This window comes from Streptomyces gobitricini (genome assembly GCF_039532985.1).
In the GTDB taxonomy this organism is placed as follows: Bacteria; Actinomycetota; Actinomycetes; order Streptomycetales; family Streptomycetaceae; genus Streptomyces; species Streptomyces gobitricini.
In genome coordinates, this window is record NZ_BAAASR010000008.1 from 35,541 (window position 1) to 52,982 (window position 17,442).

Below are 17,442 nucleotides of genomic sequence, written 5' to 3' on the forward strand. Positions count from 1 at the left end.
AGTGACAGGCCGAGTGGGAGGAAGCGTCGTCGTGAGCAGCAGGCCATCCCGAGGCGCTGCTCGCCTCGCAGCCATACTCGACGCGCTGCCGGACGGGCTCGTACTCGTCAATTGCAATGGCACGGTCGTCAACGCCAACACCATCGCCCTCGAGATGTTCGAGACGCCCGGTACGGCCCTGGTCGGGCGCGGGCTGCTCGATCTGCTCCCCGCGTTCGACTCCCGGCTGATCCCCGGGTCGATGCGCCGGCCCGAGGCCGCCGACGCGCGCGGGCGCACCAAGCCGGCCCGGATGGTCGCGCGGCGCACCGACGGGAGCGAGTTCCCGGTCGAGGTGACCAGCGCGAGCCTGGAGGACGGGCGGGAGGCCTACGACTCGTACGGAAGCGGTGGGCCCACTTACACCGGTGACGAGCTGCTGATGCTCGTGGTGCGGGATCTTTCCGGGACGATCGACACCGAGGCCGAGCTGGCGCGCTCGCAGCGGCAGACCGAGATGATCCTGCGCGCCGCCTCCGAGGGTGTCGTCGGCACCGACACCGACGGGCGGATCGTCCTGGTCAACCCGGCCGCCGCCCAGATACTGGGCTGGCGGGCCAGCGACCTGGGCGGCAAGGAGCTGCACGGGCTGATGCTGCACTCCCGGGCGGACGGGGAGCCGTTCCCGTTCGAGGGGTCGCCGCTCGCCGACACGCTGCGGTCGGGGCGCAAGCACCGGGTGCGCGGGCAGGTGGTGTGGGCCAAGGACGGTTCGCCGGTGCCGGTCGACCTGACGACCGCGCCGGTACGGGACGGGGACCAGCTGGTCGGCGCGGTAATGACGTTCGCCGACCGGCGGCCCTACGAGGAGCAGGAGGCCCGGCACTCGGCCGAGGTCGCCGAGCTGACCGAGCGGCACGCGGCCGAGGTGGCGGAGCTGACCGAGCGGCACGCCACCGGGATGGCCGACCTCAGCGAGCGCCTGTCGGTCGAGATCGAGCGGCGCGAGGAGCGGTACGCGGCGCTGGCGGCGCGGCACACCCAGCTGACCGCCGTGCTGGGCGAGTCGCTGCGCGGGCCGCTGGAGGAGCTGCGCCGGGAGCTGGGCACGCTGGCCGCCGACCCGGCCGGGCAGTTGTGGCCCGAGGCCAACCAGGTACTGCACCATCTGGCCGCCGGGTACGCCCGGATGACGACGCTCGTCGACAACGTACTGGGCTACCAGCGGCTGGACGTCGGCGAGGAGTCGCTGCGCAAGACGAAGGTGCTGCTCGACGCGGTCGTCGCCGCCGGTGTCGAGGGCGCGGTGGAGCTGATCGGCCCGGGGCGGGTGCAGTTCGCGGTGCACGCCCCGCCGATAGAGGCCGAGGTGGACGGGGTGCGGATCTCGACCGCGCTCGCCCATCTGATCGCGGACGTCGCCGGGGTCGACTCGACCGGCAAGGCGCGGATCGTGCCGGGCGGCGGGTACGTCGACTCGACGATCGTCGTCGCGGCGGCGCAGCGCGGTGACGTCGTACGGATCGAGGTGCGCGGGCCGTACGCCGGTGGCGACCCGGTGCACGAACCGATCGTGCGCGGGATCGTCCGGGCGCACTCCGGGGTGCTCCAGACGCACGAGGTGCCGGGGATGCCGGGCAGCGCGTACGTACTGGAGGTGCCGCTGGGCGAGGGCGCCGGGACGGTGAAGCAGGCGACGGGCGCGCCGCTGACGGACGCTGCTCCGGTCACGGACGTGCCGGTGGGCCCGGCGGCCCCGGTCGCCCCGGCGCCTGTCGCCATGGTGCCGGCGCAGCAGTCGGGCGACACGTCCGGCGGGTCCTCCGGAGGCGGGCGGCGCCGGGCGCGGCGGGCCTCCACGGACGCCTTCCTGGACAGCCCCGTGCTGGCCGAGGACCCGGTGGCGGCAAAGCCCACCGGGCGGCGGCGCGGGCGGCCGAGTCCGGCGGAGGCCGGGGCTCCGGTGGCCGGGACCGCGCTGGCCGGGGCGCCGGCCGAGGGGTCGGTCGTGACGGCCGCCGAGAGCGCGCAGGGCCGTGCCGCGCTGGGTGAGACGGTGCCGCCCCAGGGCGTACCCGCGGACGCGGTGCCGGTTCCGGCCGCGGGGCGGCGGGCGAGGCGGGGCGGCGAGGGCGCGATGCCGGCGCTTCCGGCTGGCGCCGCGCCGGCCACGGCTCCCGCCGTCGAGGCTCCGGGTGCCGAGCCTCCCGGGGCCCGCCGGGCCCGCCGGGCGCTCGGAGCCGCGCAGGACCGGGCACCGCAGGGCGCCGAGGGCGGCGCCCGTACCGCGTTCGCCCTGCCGCCCGCCGAGGCGGACCGGCGCCCGGACGTACGCCCGGACGTACGCCCGGAACCGCGTGTCGGGGAACGCCCTGCCGAGCACCCCGAGGAACGCCACGACGCCGCGCTCGCGATGCCGGGCGCCGGCCACACGCCGTCCCCGCCTCACCCGGTGCGGCCCGCGCCCTCCGCCACCCCGGAACCCACCCCGGAACCCGCCCCGGAACCCGGGCCGACGCCCCCGCTCACTCCCGCGCCCGCTCCCGCGCCGACGGGGCGGCGGCGCGCGGCCCAGGAGACGACCAACGGAACCGAGGCCGGAACCGGAACCGAGGCCGGGACCGGGACCGGGACCGGGACCGGCTCCGTACCGCTCCCGCCGGAGGCACCGTCCGGCGACGACACGTCCGGCGGCTCCACCCAGGGGCGCGCGTTCAGCGTGCGCACTCTGGGCCAGGGCGTCCCGTTCGCCCAGCAGGTGGCCCAGCAGCCGTCCTCGGGCTCCGGGCGGCGCCGCAAGCTGGCCACGCCCCCGGCGGAGGAGCCGGCCGCCCGGCCGCACCCCCAGTCGCCCACCCCCACCTCCACCCCCACTCCGCCTCCGGCCGCCGGTCCGGCCCCCGCCCTCGCCCCGCCGCCGCGGCTGAACGCCCCGGCCGAAGGGCGGGCGTACGAGATAGGGGCGCCGGACGAGGACGCGGCCGAGGGCCCGGAGCCGCTGGACGGGCCGGGTGGCGCCGTCGAGGTGGCCAACGAGCCGGCTCCGCTGCCGGTCGACGACGAGCTGCCGCCGGAGCCGTTGGACAACCCGCGCCGGCTGCTGGTGTGGCCCGCGCCGGACGTCTCCACGCAGCAGGCGCTGAGCGAGCGCGGCTACCGGCCGGTGATCGTGCACTCCCGTGAGGAGGTGGACGCGCAGATCGCCGCGTTCCCGGCGGCGCTGTTCGTGGACCCGCTGACCGGCCCGATCACACGGACGGCGCTCCAGTCCCTGCGTCAGGCGGCGGTGGCGGCCGAGGTGCCGGTGCTGCTGGCGGCGGGTCTGGGCCAGGCGACCCGGGAGGCGGCGTACGGTGCCGACCCCGCCGTACTGCTCAAGGCGCTGGCTCCTCGGGACAGTGAGCAGCACCCCTCGCGGGTCCTGCTCATCGAGGAGCAGGAGGAGATCGCGCTCGCGCTGACGGCGGCGCTGGAGCGGCGCGGGATGCAGGTGGCGCGGGCGGCCACGGACAGCGAGGCGGTCACGCTCGCCGCGCAGACGCGGCCGAACCTGGTGGTGATGGACCTGATGCAGGTGCGTCGCCGGCGTGCCGGGATCATCGACTGGCTGCGGGCGAACGGGCAGCTGAACCGTACGCCGCTCGTCGTCTACACCTCGGCGAGCCTCCAGCAGGCGGAGCTGCCGAAGCTGTCGTCGGGTGAGACGGTGCTGTTCCTGGCGGAGCGGTCGACGAGCGCCGAGGTCCAGGCGCGGATCGTCGACCTGCTGGCGAAGATCGGTACGAACTGAAGCCGGCGTGCGGAGAAGGTCCGTACGCCCCGGAAGCCCGGCGCTGACGGGGAAGAAGAAGAGGGAGCGCCCCGGAAGGGCGCCCCCTCCTGGGTGCGTCAGAGCCGGGTGACGTCCAGTTCGCCGTTCGCGTACTGCCTGCGGATCACCTTCTTGTCGAACTTCCCCACGCTCGTCTTCGGCACGGCCGGGATGATCGCCCAGCGCTCGGGGAGCTGCCACTTGGCGATCGACTCGGCGAGGAAGGCGCGCAGCGTCTCGTAGTCCGCGGTCGCGCCCTCCTTGAGGACCACCGTCGCCAGGGGGCGTTCGCCCCACTTGTCGTCCGGTACGGCGACGACGGCCGCCTCCGCCACGTCCGGGTGGGCCATCAGGGCGTTCTCCAGATCCACGGAGGAGATCCACTCGCCGCCCGACTTGATGACGTCCTTCGCCCGGTCGGTGAGGGTGAGGAAGCCGTCGGGGCTGATCACGCCGACGTCGCCGGTCTTCAGCCAGCCGTCCGGCGTGAACTTGTCCTCGGGGCGCAGGGGTTCACCGGCCGCGCCGCCGTAGTAGGCGCCCGCGATCCAGGGGCCGCGGACCTCCAGTTCGCCGGCGGACTCGCCGTCCCAGGGCAGGATGTCGCCGCCGGGACCGACGAGGCGGCCCTCGACACCGGCGGGGAAGCGGCCCTGGGTGACGCGGTACGGCCACTCCTCCTCGGCCGTGAGGCCGGCCGGCGGGTTGGCCATGGTGCCCAGCGGGGACGTCTCGGTCATGCCCCAGGCGTGGCAGAGGCGGACGCCGAGCTTGTCGTAGGCCTCCATGAGGGACGGCGGGCAGGCGGCGCCGCCGATGGTGACGTTGGCCATGGACGACAGGTCGCGGGGGTTGGCGGTGACCTCGGCGAGGAGGCCCTGCCAGATGGTGGGGACGGCCGCCGCGTGCGTGGGCTTCTCGCGCTCGATCATGTCGGCGAGCGGGGCGGGCTGGAGGAAGCGGTCCGGCATCAGCATGTTGACGCCGGACATGAAGGTGGCGTGGGGCAGGCCCCAGGCGTTCACGTGGAACTGCGGCACGACGACCAGGGTCGTGTCCTTGTCCGTCAGGCCCATCGACTCCGTCATGTTCACCTGCATGGAGTGCAGGTAGATGGAGCGGTGGGAGTAGACGACGCCCTTCGGGTCGCCGGTGGTGCCGGAGGTGTAGCACATGGCGGCGGCGGCGCGTTCGTCCAGCTCGGGCCAGTCGTACGTGGCCGGGCGGCCGGCGATGAGCTCCTCGTACTCGTGGACGGCGGGCGCGGCGCCGTCGAGGAGCGAGCGGTCACCCGGGCCGGAGACCACGATGTGCTCGATCGTCGGCAGGTGCGGGAGGAGCGGGGCGAGGAGCGGAAGGAGACTGCCGTTGACGAGGACGACCCGGTCGGCGGCGTGGTTGACGATCCAGACCAGCTGCTCGGCGGGCAGGCGCAGGTTCAGGGTGTGCAGGACGGCGCCCATGGAGGGGATCGCCAGGTACGCCTCGACGTGCTCGGCGTTGTTCCACATGAGCGTGGCGACCCGTTCGTCGCCGGTGACGCCGAGTTCGTCGCGCAGCGCTCCGGCCAGCTGTGTGGCGCGTGCGCCGGTGTCGGCGAAGGTGCGGCGGTGCGGCTCGGCTTCTCCGGTCCAGGTGGTGATCCGTGACTTCCCGTGGATCGTCATCCCGTGGCGGAGGATACGGGTCACTGTCAGTGGTACGTCCTGCATGGTGCTCAGCACGGCGTCCTCCCGTTGGGCGCGCGGTTCATGACCCGGGGTCCCCCGGACCCCCGGCATCGGAGGTGTGCCGATTCTGCGCACATACCAAGCGGTATGTCACTACCCAGGAGTAGATTCGCTGGGGCCGATCACCGTACGGGGGAGAGCTCCGGGTCCTCGCGGAGCTTGCCGAGCGCCCGTGAGACGGCGCTTTTGACCGTGCCCACGGAGACCCCGAGGACCTCCGCCGTCTGGGTCTCGCTGAGGTCCTCGTAGTACCGGAGCACCACCATCGCCCGCTGGCGGTCGGGCAGTCTCATCACCGCGCGCCACATCGCGTCGCGCAGCACCTGCTGCTCGGCCGGGTCCGGCGCGGGCAGCCCCGGAGGCTCGGGCAGCTCCTCGCACGCGAACTCGTCGACCTTGCGCTTGCGCCACTGCGAGGTGCGGGTGTTCAACAGCGCGCGGCGTACGTAGCCGTCGAGCGCGCGGTGGTCCTCGATGCGGTCCCAGGCGACGTACGTCTTGGTGAGGGCGGTCTGCAGCAGGTCCTCGGCGTCGCTCGGGTTCGCGGTCAGCGACCGGGCCGTGCGCAGCAGCACGGGTCCACGGGCCCGTACGTACGACGAGAACGACGGGTATCCGGTGGCGGCTGTGGACGCCCCGGTACAGACGGGGCCGGCGGTCGCGGTCATACGTCCACGCTAGGAGCGGGCGCCGCCCGGGGGATCGCCCACAGGTGCCGAACCCGGGTCCGCCTCAGGTTGTAGGGCCGCGGTCCGCCGCACCTCCTGGAGGTGGAGGAGCGGTGCGCGCCGGCTCAGGGTCCGGTGCCGGGCCCGCCCGGGACCGGCACCGGCGCGGCCCGGGGGCGGGGGCTGCGGGCGGGGGCCGCGGTACCGGCCGTGACCAGGGCCGGAGCCGTACCGGGCGCCCGGTTCGGCGGTGACGAGCGCCTGGCCGCGGCACCGGCCTCCCGGCGGCGGCCGAGGAGCCGCAGCGCCTGCACGGTTCGGGCCGCAGCGCCTGAACGGGGCGGCGGGGGCGGGGGGAGCGGACCGGGCGGCGGGGCGGGACGCCGGACGGCCCGTACGCCGGTACCGGAGCACCGGCGTACGGGCCGCCGTTCATCTCGTTCCCCTGCCCCCGCGGGCCGGTCCTACCAGAAGTGCGTGAAGTCCACCGTGGGGCTGTTCTGGCCGATGACCGTGAAGCCCGGGCCGTTCACGCTCGTGGTGTTGCTCTGGTTGGAGGCTCCGCCGCCGTTGGCGATCTGCATACCCGTCGTGGAGTTGCCCGCGTTGCTCCCTCCCACACCGCTGCCGCTGACCGAGGCCGCGGACGCGCTGGATCCGTCGCTCGCGAGGCCACCGGTGTCGGCGTGCGCCGTTCCGGCGAAGAGGGCGGCAGCGAGGGGCAGTGCGGCGACAGCGGCGATGACGCGAGCGGTACGGGTGTGTGCCATGTATGTCCTCCAGGTGCCATGTGCGTGACTACGGCTTGTTCCCGTGCAGTTGGCCGACCGCTCCGGGCGAGTTCTCGACGTCGCGGTTCAAGAGTTGCCCACCGAATCCCCGGCGAACCAGGCCATGGCGCCCATTTCCCCCGCAAGCGTGACGACACGTCGATAAACCCCCTTGGCGATAAGAAAGCGCAGCTCACAGCCGCCGACGGATCGAGGAGCGGGGCGGGGGCCACCTCAATGCGGCGGCGAACCGTTCCGGCGCATTTCCGGTCAATCACGCCCTCTTCCCATGGTCGAACCTCTGTACGAGCATGGAGTCATGGCCGCTAGCGACCGGCGAACCGCCACCCTGGCCCTGGCTCACGCGCTGTCCGCCGCCGAGCGCGGACTGCCCGTCTTCCCCCTGTCACCGTCCAAGCTCCCCGCCCTGCCGTCCCCGCACCGGCACGACCCCGAGCCGGTCCGCTGCCGGGGGGAGTGCGGCCGGCCCGGGCACGGCGTCCACGACGCGACCACGGACGCCACCGGCGTACGGGCCCTCTTCGCCCTCGCACCCTGGGCGACCGGCTACGGCATCGCCTGCGGCCGCCCGCCCCACCACCTGATCGGCGTCGACCTCGACACCGAACCCGCCGCCCTCCGGCACCTCGCCCGGGTGCACGGCTTCACGATCCCCGGGACGACCACCGTCCTCACCCCCAGCGGCGGCCGGCACCTCTGGCTGGCCGGCCCGCCGGGCCTCGCCGTCCCCAACTCGGCCGGCCGCCTCGCCCCCGGCATCGACATCCGGGGCTCCGGCGGCTACCTGGCCGGCCCCGGCTCGGTCACCGCGCGCGGCGCCTACCGCCTGGCCCCCGGCACCGCGTCCCTGCCCCCGGCGCCGTGTCCGCCGGCCCTGCTGCGCCTGCTGGTTCCCCCGCCGCGGCCCCCGGCGCCGCCACGGTCTCCCGCCCGCGCGCGACGGCCCGAACCGCACCGCGAGGGTGAGGGGTTGGTCCGCTTCGTCCTCGCCGCCCGGGTGGGGCGGCGCAACACCCGGCTGTTCTGGGCGGCGTGCCGGGCGTACGAGAACGGCATCGGCGACGCCCTCGCGGACGCCCTCACCGACGCCGCCGTACGCACCGGCCTCACCGCGCACGAGGCGCGCGCCACCATCGCCTCGGCGGCCCGCCTCACGGCGCCGACAGGAGCAGGGCCACCGCGAGCGCGATGATCAACGCGCCGCCACCGGCCAGCAGCAGTCGCCGGCCGGCGGGCGCGAGGAAGGCGGCGAGCCCGAAGGCGGCCTGCTCGATCGGGGCCGGCGCCGGAGCCTCGATGGCACGGCTGCCGATCACCAGTACCGCGAAGCAGATGACGGTCATGGGGATGAGCACCGTGAACCCCAGCAGTGCCAGGTACGCCCGCAGGGGCCCGACCGGTGTCCCGTCGTCCCGTGCCGCCGCGCGCCGCCCCCCGGTACCGTCCGATCGCCACGGCACCACCGCGCACCGCCAGCACCACGAACACCACGAACACCAGCGCCGACGACCACCGCATCGCAGGGGCGGCGCCGGCACCCCTCATGGCATCGATGGTGGTGCCGTGCGCCGTGCCCGGGGTGGCCACCGCCGACGGGCTGTACGCGCTGGTCGCCACCGTCGCCCCGACCCGCCACGACGCCCGCGCGGTGAGGCCACCAGGTACGCCCCGACGGCTCCCACCGGAACGGCGATCCCGAATCCGGCGAGCCCCCGCGACCATCGCGCGCCGATCACGACCGCGTGACAGCCGGCCTCCGCCATGACCCGCACTGCTGCCCGGACGCGCCGATCGGGCGGCGGCGGTCGGCGGCAGGAGAGGCGTCAGGGACCTCATGACCCGGTACTGACAGGCTCCGGACCGCCCCGGCAACGCGTTTTCGCGGTCCGCCCGCCTACACGTTCTCCAGCACGCCCCTGAAGAAGCTCGCCACCCGGTGCCTCACCTTGTGCCAGCGGTTGCAGTGCTGCCGTGGGAACCAACGGCGGTCCTGACGGAGCGGCCGGTGACACGACCTGCACAGCACGGTCCGGCCCTGACTAGCGAAATCCCCCATGGGGCGACTCTAGCGACACCTGAGACTTTCCACTCCGGAAAATCGACACTTGCCATGACGGAAACTCAACTCTAGAGTTTCCGTCATGGAAAGCAACGGGGACACCATCCGACCGACCGCACAGCAGGCGCTCGCCGCCCTGACCGACGCCGAGCGGGTCAGGACGTCGACCACCGCCCTGTCCGCCACCCCCTGGCCACGCTGGTTCACCACCGCGCTCACGCTCTACATCGCCGCCATACCGCCCGTGTACGGAGGCACGGTGGCCTCTCACGACTGGCTGCTGCCCCGGGCGACCTGGAGCATCATCATGGTGGTGCTGACGGCGACGTACATGGCGCTGTTCGCGGCCGCGGCCTCGAACTGGCGCAAGAAGACCGGCGTGGCACTCCGCTTCGACGTCCTCCCCAAGCGCGTCACCCTGCCGCTGGCGACGGGACTGCCCGTCGTACTCATGGGATCCGCCCTCGTCTTCCGCGCCACCCACGAGCCCCTGTGGCTCCTCGCCGGGTCGGCCGTCGGCGCCGGAACGTCGGTCGCCTTCCACCTCGTCTTCGTCCGCCTGCACCGGAAGGCCTCATGAGCAGGTCCACGCCCGATCCCATGGACGGGTTCGACACCACCATCCACGCCCCCAACCGCCTGCGCATCTGCGCACTTCTGGACGCCGCCGGGGAGGCCGAGTTCGCCACGGTCCAGGAGCGACTGGGCGTCTCCGCCTCGGTCCTGAGCAAGCACGTCACGGTGCTGACGGACGCCGGCTACGTCGAGCACCGCAAGGCGGTACGCGACACCCGCCCACGCGTCTGGCTGCGCCTGACCCGCCCCGGCCGCGACGCCTACCACGCCCACCTCGCCGCCCTGCGCGCCATCGTCGGCCCCTGAGGCGCGGCTCTGGCGCTGTGACCGGGCGGTCTGCCTCACCAGGGTGCCGCTCATGTTCTTCCGCTGGGACTGGCTCAGGCCCCGACTGACCGCCCCGATCGTGCCGACCCTCGGCCCCGTCCACCCCGACGCCCTGACCGCCGGCATCTTCGAGGACGTCCTGCGAGCGGTGTCACCGGAGATGTCCTCCCCCTACGACAAGGACCGGCGCTGGGGCGGCGAGAAGGACGAGAAGGTCCTCCGCGAGAACGTGCTCCACCAGCCCGAACGCGTTCTCGTCCCCACCCTGAACCGGCGCGGACGCGGCACCGTCAGGGTCTTCGCATACGGTCCCCGCGACAGCGTCGTGGACGAGGCCGCCGAGCTGGCCGCCGAGCTCGCCGCCGCGTACGCCGTGGTCAACGCCCGGGTCGTACGTCCCCTCGGCCCCGAGACCACGCACCCGCGCGGCACCCGCGTCCAGCTGAAGGACTTCACCGCCGGACACTGCCCTGCCCCCGCCGGCCCGGTCCGCCCCATCACCGACTTGCCGACCGCCGTACGGGAGACCTTCGCCCCCTTCGCCGAGGCGATGCCTGCGGACGGCCTGGCCTTCCTGCGCACCCGGATGCGGGCCGACCGGTGCGGCCCGGTCCTCACCGCCGCCGTTGCGGGCCGTCTCGTGGGCGCGATCGGCCCATGCGCTGGGGCCAGTCCCACGGCGCCGCCTACCAACTCCTCCAGACCGAGGTCGGCGGCCCCTCCGACCGGCTGTGCCAGGCCGAAGGGGGCTGACCTCTCTCGGCTTCAGCCACACCGAGGTTGTCCGCAAGTCGGCCACCCGCCCCGGTCAACGCCGGGAAACGGGCGGTACGGGGTGAGGCAGGGGGAACGCGGACGGCGGGCCCTGGAATCGGGGCCCGCCGTCCGACGTGCCAGTTCTCTGACCTGCTGCGGTGGGTGTGGGATTTGAACCCACGGTGACTCGCGCCACGACGGTTTTCAAGACCGTTCCCTTAGGCCGCTCGGGCAACCCACCCACGCCCCGCGGCAACCGCGGCGGGGCGGGTTACAGCCTACCGGTTGGGGGGTGCGTGGCGGGCGGGTCAGGGGGGTGACTCGGCCCAGACGGCGGGGCCGCCGCCCCGCCAGTGGATGAGGCGGGTGGTGGCCACTTCGTCCGGGCCCAGTTCCAGGCCGACCGTGCTGAGCAGGTCGACGAGGTCGGCGACGCTGTGGGCGAGGCCCAGGAGGTCGCCGTCGGCGTGGACGTCGCGGCCGCCGGACCCGTTCGGCGGGGAGACGGTCACGGGCGGCGGCGGCTGGTCTGCGGTCATGCCCCCACTGTGGCCCCGTGCCCGGCTCCCGGCACGCCGGGGCCGGGAGCCGGGTGACGGGCCGTCCGTCAGCCGCTGTCGCCCTTGCGCTCGCCCAGGACGACGTCGGCCGTCGCGCTCTTGCCGCCGCGCTCATAGGTGAGGGTGACCTTGTCGCCCGGCTTGTGGGTCCAGATCTCGCTGATCAGCGTGGGACCGCTGTCGATGGTCCGGTCGCCGAACTTGGTGATCACGTCGCCCGGCTTGAGACCCGCCTTCGCGGCGGGGCCGCCCGGGACGACCGCCGGGGTGCCGCCCTCCCCCTGGGGGGCGATGCGGGCGCCTCCGGCCTCCTCGGCCATGTTCACCGTGGCGCCGATCACCGGGTAGACCGGCTGGCCGGTCCTGATCAGCTGGTCGGCGACGCTCTTGGCCTGGTTGATCGGGATGGCGAAACCGAGGCCGATGGAGCCCGCCTGGGACTGGCCGAGGCCGCCGCTTCCGGCCGACTGGATGGCGGAGTTGATACCGATCACCGCGCCCCGCGCGTCCAGGAGCGGTCCACCGGAGTTGCCCGGGTTGATGGACGCGTCGGTCTGCAGGGCGCTCATGTACGAGTTGCGGCCGGCACCGCTGCCGTCACCGGAGGCCACCGGGCGGTTCTTCGCGCTGATGATGCCGGTGGTGACGGTGTTGGACAGGCCGAACGGCGCGCCGATCGCGATCGTCGAGTCGCCGACGGCCACCTTCTCGGAGTTGCCCAGCGGGAGCGGGGCGAGGCCCGAGGGGGCGTTCTTGAGCTTCAGTACGGCGACGTCGTAGCCCTGGGCGCGGCCGACGACCTCGGCGTCGTACTTCTTGCCGTCGGAGAAGGTCGCGGAGAGGGTGCCGCCCTCCGCGGCGGAGGCCACCACGTGGTTGTTGGTGAGGATGTGGCCCTCCTCGTCGTACACGAACCCGGTGCCGGTGCCGCCCTCGGCCGCCGGGCCGCCGCCGCCCGACTTGGCCTCGATGGTGACGACGCTCGGCAGCGCCTTGTTCGCGACCGCGGCGACCGTGCCCGGCTCGCGCTTGAAGTCGGCCGGGGCCTCGCCCGCGGCGACGGTCGTGGAGCTGCTGGAGCCGTCGTTGCGCTCGGCCGCCCAGTAGCCGACGCCACCGCCGACACCTCCCGCGACCAGCGCGGCGACCAGCGCGGCCGCGACCAGCCCACCGCCGGAACGTTTGCGCGGCGGCTCGGAGCCGGGCGGGAAGGAGGCGCCCCAGGCGGGAGGGGGCGGCGGGGCCGGCCAGCCAGCGCCGGCGGGCGGGGCGGGGGGCGCACCGTGGGGCGGGTGGGGCGGCGGCGCGTCATGGGCCCGCGTCGGTGCCGATGACGCCCCGGGGGCGTGCGGGGGCGTGTGCGGGGGCGTGCGGGGCGGTTCCGGCGCCGCCGTCCCGTGGGCGTCCTCCGCCGGCGCGGACGAAGAGGGCGGCACGGGAGGTACGGACGGGGCGGACGGGACCGCGTTGCCCTCGTTCTCGGTGCTCACAGCTCGTTCTCCTCGGGGTTCCACGTCGTCTGCGTCGTCTGCGTCGTCTGCGTCGGCTGCGTCGGCTTCGGCAAGAGTCCGCCGTGCGGGTGTCTGCGGTCAGCTTTTCCCATAGCCCGTCAGGCCACTGTAAGCCGGACCTGTGCGTCTTGGGGCCATCCTTTATTTCCGGCAAATCAGACGCCCGTCGAAGAGGGCCGAACAGCGGTGGCACCATGTCGCGGTGACCCACGCACGCCAGCACACGATCCAGGTCGTCGCCCACCGGGGCGCCTCCGAGGACGCGCCCGAGCACACTCTGGCCGCGTACACGAGAGCGATCGAGGACGGCGCCGACGCCCTCGAATGCGACGTACGGCTCACCGCCGACGGCCACCTCGTCTGCGTCCACGACCGCCGCGTCAACCGCACCTCCAACGGACGCGGCGCCGTCTCCACACTGGAGCTGGCCGATCTGGCCCAGCTCGACTTCGGCGCCTGGAAGGACCCGCACGAGAGCCCGGACTGGCGCGACCCCGAGTACACCTCCGTGCTGACCCTCGAACGGCTGCTCGCGCTCGTGGCCGACGCCGGGCGGCGCATCGAGCTCGCCATCGAGACCAAGCACCCCACCCGCTGGGCCGGCCAGGTGGAGGCGCGGCTGGTGGAGCTGCTGGAGCGCTACGGGCTGGCCCGTCCCCGCCCGGGCTCGACCACCCCCGTACGGATCATGAGCTTCTCCGCCCGCTCGCTGCACCGGGTCGCCGCCGCCGCGCCCGCCGTGCCGATCGTGTACCTGATGCAGTTCGTCACCCCGCGGGTACGGGACGGGCGGCTGCCCGCCGGGTCCCGGATCGCCGGCCCCTCCCTCCGGATCGTCCGCAACAACCCCGGTTACGTCGCACGCCTCCACCGGGCCGGCCACCGTGTCCACGTCTGGACGGTGAACGAGCCGGAGGACGTCGAACTGTGTGCCCGGCTCGGGGTGGACGCGATCATCACCAACCGCCCCAAACAGGTTCTGTCCCAACTGGGCCGCCGGTAACTCCCGTTACGCCGAGTGCTCCGGTGCGTTCGCTCCGTGTCCGCCCGTCCCAAGTGCGTCACCGCACACCGATTGGCCGGTTTCCGGTCCAGTCCATTGGGGCATCCACACCGTGGCGTGGGGCAAAGGAGGTCTCGGGGGTGGCGTTGGTGGTGGCACAGGAGGTGCCCACGTCGTCGAGCATGGCCGTACCCCATGGCCCTGCGGGCGTGGGTGAGGCGAGGCACCGCATGCGGGAGCAGCTCCGCCGCGGCGGCTTGGCCGAATCGGTCGTCGACGACGCCGTACTGGTCCTGTCCGAACTGCTCAGCAATTCCTGCCGGCACGGCAGGCCGCTGGGCCATGGCGTGGAGGTGGGCGACGGCGACGTCCGGGCCGCCTGGCGCGTCGACGCTCAGGGCGCCCTGACCGTCGAGGTGACGGACGGCGGTGGTCCGACCCGCCCCGTTCCGTCGACGCCCTCGGTGACCGCGCGCGGCGGCCGGGGGCTGAACATCATCAGCGCGCTCGCCCAGGACTGGGGCGTACGGGACGGCGCGTCGGGTGAGGTGACGGTGTGGGTGGTCCTCACGGGAGGCCATCGGCGCGACGACTTCGCTACGCGCGTCACCGGACCGGGCTTCGACTTCCTGGACGCGTACGGGACGTACGACACGTTCGAGGACGTCGACTGACCCCGCCGGGCGGCGTCCCGCCCCGAGCGCCGCGTGATCGCGTGGAGCGAGCGCCGCACAGGCGCACCGCCCGCACCGCGCACGGGCGCGTGCCCCGGGCGGCGCCTCCGGGCGACTAGGCTCGCGGCCGACACAGCAGTGCCGCACCGCCGTTACGGGAGAAGTCAGACCATGGGCAAGAAGCGTCCCCAGACCAAGGCCGGGAAGCCGCAAGCGACCGACGGGGCCCGCGCCGGAGGCGCCGACGAGCACGTGCCGGTCGTCGGCGCCCGCGAGCCCTGCCCCTGCGGTTCGGGCCGCCGCTACAAGGCCTGCCACGGCCGGGCGGCCGCGCACGCGGTGACCGAGCTGGTCCAGCGGCCCTTCGAGGGCCTGCCCGGCGAGTGCGACTGGGTCGCCCTGCGCGAGCTGGTCCCCGCCGCCACCGCGCCGCTGCACCTCAAGGGCGGCCTGCCCGAGGGCGTGCCCTCCGTGACGCTCGCGACCGTCCTGCCCATGGCCTGGCCCGCGTTGCGCCGTGACGACGGCTCGGTCCTGCTCGCGCTGCAGAACGACACCTCTTCCGGCGACCTGAGCCGGGACCTCGCCGACACCCTCCAGCGCGCGCTGACCGTCCAGCCGGGTACGCCGGTCGCCGGTCAGAGGGTCCCGGCGGGCGGCCCGCGCCTCCAGGACCTGCTGGACGCGGACGCCGCCTTCGAGCCGGTCGTCCACTCGGGCTTCGAGTTCTGGGTGCCGGACTCCGAGAAGAGCGCGGCGCCGGAGGTGGCCGCGTCGCTGGAGCGGGCCAACGCCGCCGCGATCCCGACCGTCAGGCTGTCCGGCGTGGACGCCGCGTACTGGTGCGAGACCCCCGAGAAGAACCACCTGCGCTGGGTCATGCCGCACCCCGAGGAGCAGCTGCTCGACGCGCTGGCCCGGCTGCACGCCGCCGGACGTTCCTCGCTCGGCGAGGGCACCCGGCTGGTCGGCTCCTTCCGCGCGCACGGGCTGATGGTGCCGGTGTGGGACCTGCCGACCGGGATGGGCGCGAAGGAGTGCGAGCAGCCGGCCGCCGACTTCGCGGAGCGGCTCGCGGGCGCGCTCGCCGTGGACGCGCCGCTGACGGCGGAGGAGCGGCGGGCCCGTGGCGGGCTCACCAACCGGCAGGTCACCCTCAGCTGAGCCATTACCAGAGGCGGAATCGATTCACATCCCGACCGGTCGGTGACTTCCGCCACAATGAGCCGCACTCAAGAGTAAATAGCTGTCCGAATAACTGAGATCGAATTTGCGAACAGCCGATCTCTTGTTACGGTGCTTGAAGCCCGGTCGCTGGTGCATCCCCCGTCGCCAGCGACCGGGCCCTTCCATTTCCACGGAATGGGATCTTCCGCCCCGGTGCCTCAACTGGCGGCTCCCTCCGGCGAGTTGCTCCCCGACCGCAGCAGCAGCGGGCTTTCACCGCTCTCCGCGAACTCCGCCACCGCCGTGTATTCGGCGGAAGTGCCGCGTGACGGCTCTCGGGGGGTCTCGCACACCCGCGGTTCGTCTTCCGCCCGCACCTCGCAATGCGCTTGTACGGTACGCCCGCCGGGGCCCATCAAGGTGAGTACGGCCCCGAGCTCCTCTCCCGTCGCATTGCGGTAGTAGGTGCGCCCCCAGGTGTCCGGCCCTTCGGTGAGGACGCAGGTCTGCGCCTCCACCCCGTCCGGCGAGGCCACTTCCGGCCCGCAGCTCGCCGCACCCGCGGCGGACACCGACGGGGACGCCGACGAGGACGGTGGTGATGGTGGGGGCGGAGGGGCGGCGGCCGGGGCATCGATTCCGGCCAGAAGTGCCGAGGCCTCCGCGGGCGCCCCGTCCTGGGGCCCCGGCTTCGCGTCCACGGCGGGGCCGCCGGGGCCGCCGGCCGGTCCGGCGGAGGCGACGGGCGACAGCAGCGCGGCGGCCACCACCACGGCCCCGAGCCCGATCACGCGGAGATTCATGGGGACCCCACCTGCCCAACTGCCCGGGAATTTGACGGTCAGGCGACGATAGCGACGGAACGCCGCCACCCCGGCGGCCGTGCGCCCGAATCCCGTACAACTCGGCCCCGCTCACACCCGTACGAGTGACGCACGGGCGACAGCGGGGCCGGGAGCGGACAGGAGAGGTATGGGCTCAGTAGCGCAGCCGGCTCCCGCCGTCCGGCGCGCTCGTGCTCGCCTCGACCAGCGCGTCCACGACCGCCTCCACGTCCGGCAGCCAGGGCGACGCGGACCCGGCGAGCGGCGCGCGTTCCCAGCGCACCTGTCCGGTCCCGGTCTCCGACGGCGGCAGTACCAGGTAGCCGCCCTCCCCGTGGAAGCGCAGGGAGCTGGGTACGCAGTCCTTCACGTACAGCAGCTCACCCAGCTGTTCGAGGGTGTACGGGGCGACCAGCAGGGACCAGCGGGTCGGCGTCGCCACCACCGGACCGAGTCGCATCTCCTTCCGGTCCAGCACGCCCAGCGCCCGCGCCGCCGCGACGGCGGGCAGGCTCACGGCGCACGGCGCGCGGCCGCCGGTGGCGAGCACGACCGGGGCGTCGGGGCGGTTGGTCCACCACCAGCGCACCAGGCGCTCGTCGGTGGAGGCCGCGAGCAGGCCGGGGTCGAAGGGGTGTGCGCCGGGTACGACGCACTCGGGGTCGGGACAGGCGCAGCCGCGTTCCCGGTCGCCGCGGCCACCGGCCGCCTCGAGTCCCACGCCGGGGAGTACGGGCCAGTCCCACTCGGTGGCGCACAGGAGCGCCGCGTCCAGGTGGGCGGGCCTCCTCCTGCGCCGGAACCGGAGCCTGCGTCGCCTTCCGAGGATCTCGCGCATGAGCGCTCGTTCCTTTCCGTTGAACGCCGAGGTCATCCACATCACAAAGGTGTGCGTCACTTCACTGTGCGTACGGTCCGGCGCGTCACCGCCCCGTGCCGGTGCCGGCATGGGGGCCGGCCTCTCTGCGCCTGCGGCAGGACACACCGCCGGGCCCGCCGAGCGTGG

General features: G+C 74.0%; 16 protein-coding genes and 1 tRNA gene. 8 read left to right on the top strand and 9 right to left on the bottom strand.

Going from position 1 to position 17,442, the window contains the following annotated elements:
- The first annotated feature begins 31 nt into the window (after positions 1-31).
- Entirely contained in the window at positions 32-3,769 is a 3,738-nt protein-coding gene (locus ABD347_RS08305; protein WP_344358378.1) for a hybrid sensor histidine kinase/response regulator, read from the top strand.
- Positions 3,770-3,867: 98 nt separating this feature from the next.
- Here ABD347_RS08305 and ABD347_RS08310 read toward each other — a convergent pair whose 3' ends face one another.
- From ABD347_RS08310 to ABD347_RS08320, 3 genes are all read right to left on the bottom strand, one after another.
- On the bottom strand, positions 3,868-5,514 hold the full coding sequence (locus tag ABD347_RS08310) for a long-chain fatty acid--CoA ligase (RefSeq protein ID WP_344358381.1): 1,647 nt from the start codon (positions 5,512-5,514) through the stop codon (positions 3,868-3,870).
- Positions 5,515-5,642: 128 nt separating this feature from the next.
- Positions 5,643-6,188: a SigE family RNA polymerase sigma factor gene (locus ABD347_RS08315; protein ID WP_344358384.1), complete on the bottom strand. Its 546-nt coding sequence runs from the start codon at positions 6,186-6,188 to the stop codon at positions 5,643-5,645.
- 464 nt (positions 6,189-6,652) lie between these two features.
- On the bottom strand, positions 6,653-6,958 hold the full coding sequence (locus ABD347_RS08320; protein ID WP_344358386.1) for a hypothetical protein: 306 nt from the start codon (positions 6,956-6,958) through the stop codon (positions 6,653-6,655).
- 319 nt (positions 6,959-7,277) lie between these two features.
- Between ABD347_RS08320 and ABD347_RS08325 the strand changes: the two genes are divergently transcribed.
- Positions 7,278-8,171: a bifunctional DNA primase/polymerase gene (locus ABD347_RS08325; protein ID WP_344358388.1), complete on the top strand. Its 894-nt coding sequence runs from the start codon at positions 7,278-7,280 to the stop codon at positions 8,169-8,171.
- Here the strand turns inward: ABD347_RS08325 and ABD347_RS08330 are convergent.
- Positions 8,131-8,439 carry a hypothetical protein gene (locus tag ABD347_RS08330; protein WP_344358391.1) on the bottom strand — a complete coding sequence of 103 codons (309 nt, stop codon included), beginning with the start codon at positions 8,437-8,439 and terminating at the stop codon, positions 8,131-8,133. The genes ABD347_RS08325 and ABD347_RS08330 overlap by 41 nt on opposite strands.
- A gap of 681 nt (positions 8,440-9,120) precedes the next feature.
- Here ABD347_RS08330 and ABD347_RS08335 point away from each other — a divergent pair.
- From ABD347_RS08335 to ABD347_RS08345, 3 genes are read left to right on the top strand one after another with little or no spacing between them, the layout of a single operon-like run.
- The gene (locus ABD347_RS08335; RefSeq protein WP_344358394.1) at positions 9,121-9,618 is read left to right on the top strand and encodes a hypothetical protein; all 498 of its coding nucleotides are present in this window, start codon (positions 9,121-9,123) and stop codon (positions 9,616-9,618) included.
- Positions 9,615-9,920, top strand: a complete 306-nt coding sequence (locus ABD347_RS08340) for a transcriptional regulator (RefSeq protein ID WP_344358397.1) — start codon at positions 9,615-9,617, stop codon at positions 9,918-9,920. The genes ABD347_RS08335 and ABD347_RS08340 overlap by 4 nt, the downstream gene beginning before the upstream one ends.
- 52 nt (positions 9,921-9,972) lie before the next feature.
- Positions 9,973-10,872 (top strand): GNAT family N-acetyltransferase, encoded by a 900-nt coding sequence (locus ABD347_RS08345; RefSeq protein ID WP_344358400.1) that lies wholly within the window; start codon positions 9,973-9,975, stop codon positions 10,870-10,872.
- On the opposite strand, the gene ABD347_RS08350 is transcribed toward ABD347_RS08345, so the two are convergent.
- The 3 genes from ABD347_RS08350 to ABD347_RS08360 form a co-directional block, all read right to left on the bottom strand.
- A tRNA-Ser gene (locus tag ABD347_RS08350) sits at positions 10,854-10,938 on the bottom strand. The genes ABD347_RS08345 and ABD347_RS08350 overlap by 19 nt on opposite strands.
- Positions 10,939-11,005: 67 nt before the next feature.
- Positions 11,006-11,236, bottom strand: a complete 231-nt coding sequence (locus ABD347_RS08355) for a hypothetical protein (protein ID WP_344358402.1) — start codon at positions 11,234-11,236, stop codon at positions 11,006-11,008.
- Between the two features lie 68 nt (positions 11,237-11,304).
- Positions 11,305-12,747 carry a S1C family serine protease gene (locus ABD347_RS08360; RefSeq protein ID WP_344358405.1) on the bottom strand — a complete coding sequence of 481 codons (1,443 nt, stop codon included), beginning with the start codon at positions 12,745-12,747 and terminating at the stop codon, positions 11,305-11,307.
- 223 nt (positions 12,748-12,970) lie between these two features.
- Between ABD347_RS08360 and ABD347_RS08365 the strand changes: the two genes are divergently transcribed.
- The 3 genes from ABD347_RS08365 (at position 12,971) to ABD347_RS08375 (ending at position 15,609) form a co-directional block, all read left to right on the top strand.
- Positions 12,971-13,771 carry a glycerophosphodiester phosphodiesterase gene (locus tag ABD347_RS08365; protein WP_344358408.1) on the top strand — a complete coding sequence of 267 codons (801 nt, stop codon included), beginning with the start codon at positions 12,971-12,973 and terminating at the stop codon, positions 13,769-13,771.
- A gap of 53 nt (positions 13,772-13,824) precedes the next feature.
- Positions 13,825-14,445, top strand: coding sequence for an ATP-binding protein (locus tag ABD347_RS08370; protein ID WP_344358411.1), 621 nt, complete (start codon positions 13,825-13,827; stop codon positions 14,443-14,445).
- Between the two features lie 171 nt (positions 14,446-14,616).
- A complete protein-coding gene (locus ABD347_RS08375; RefSeq protein WP_344358414.1) occupies positions 14,617-15,609 on the top strand; it encodes a DUF5926 family protein in 993 nt (330 codons plus the stop codon).
- 221 nt (positions 15,610-15,830) lie between these two features.
- On the opposite strand, the gene ABD347_RS08380 is transcribed toward ABD347_RS08375, so the two are convergent.
- Both ABD347_RS08380 and ABD347_RS08385 read right to left on the bottom strand, forming a co-directional pair.
- Positions 15,831-16,415 (bottom strand): hypothetical protein, encoded by a 585-nt coding sequence (locus ABD347_RS08380; protein ID WP_344358417.1) that lies wholly within the window; start codon positions 16,413-16,415, stop codon positions 15,831-15,833.
- 175 nt (positions 16,416-16,590) lie between these two features.
- Positions 16,591-17,274: a bifunctional DNA primase/polymerase gene (locus ABD347_RS08385; protein WP_344358553.1), complete on the bottom strand. Its 684-nt coding sequence runs from the start codon at positions 17,272-17,274 to the stop codon at positions 16,591-16,593.
- Positions 17,275-17,442 lie beyond the last annotated feature (168 nt).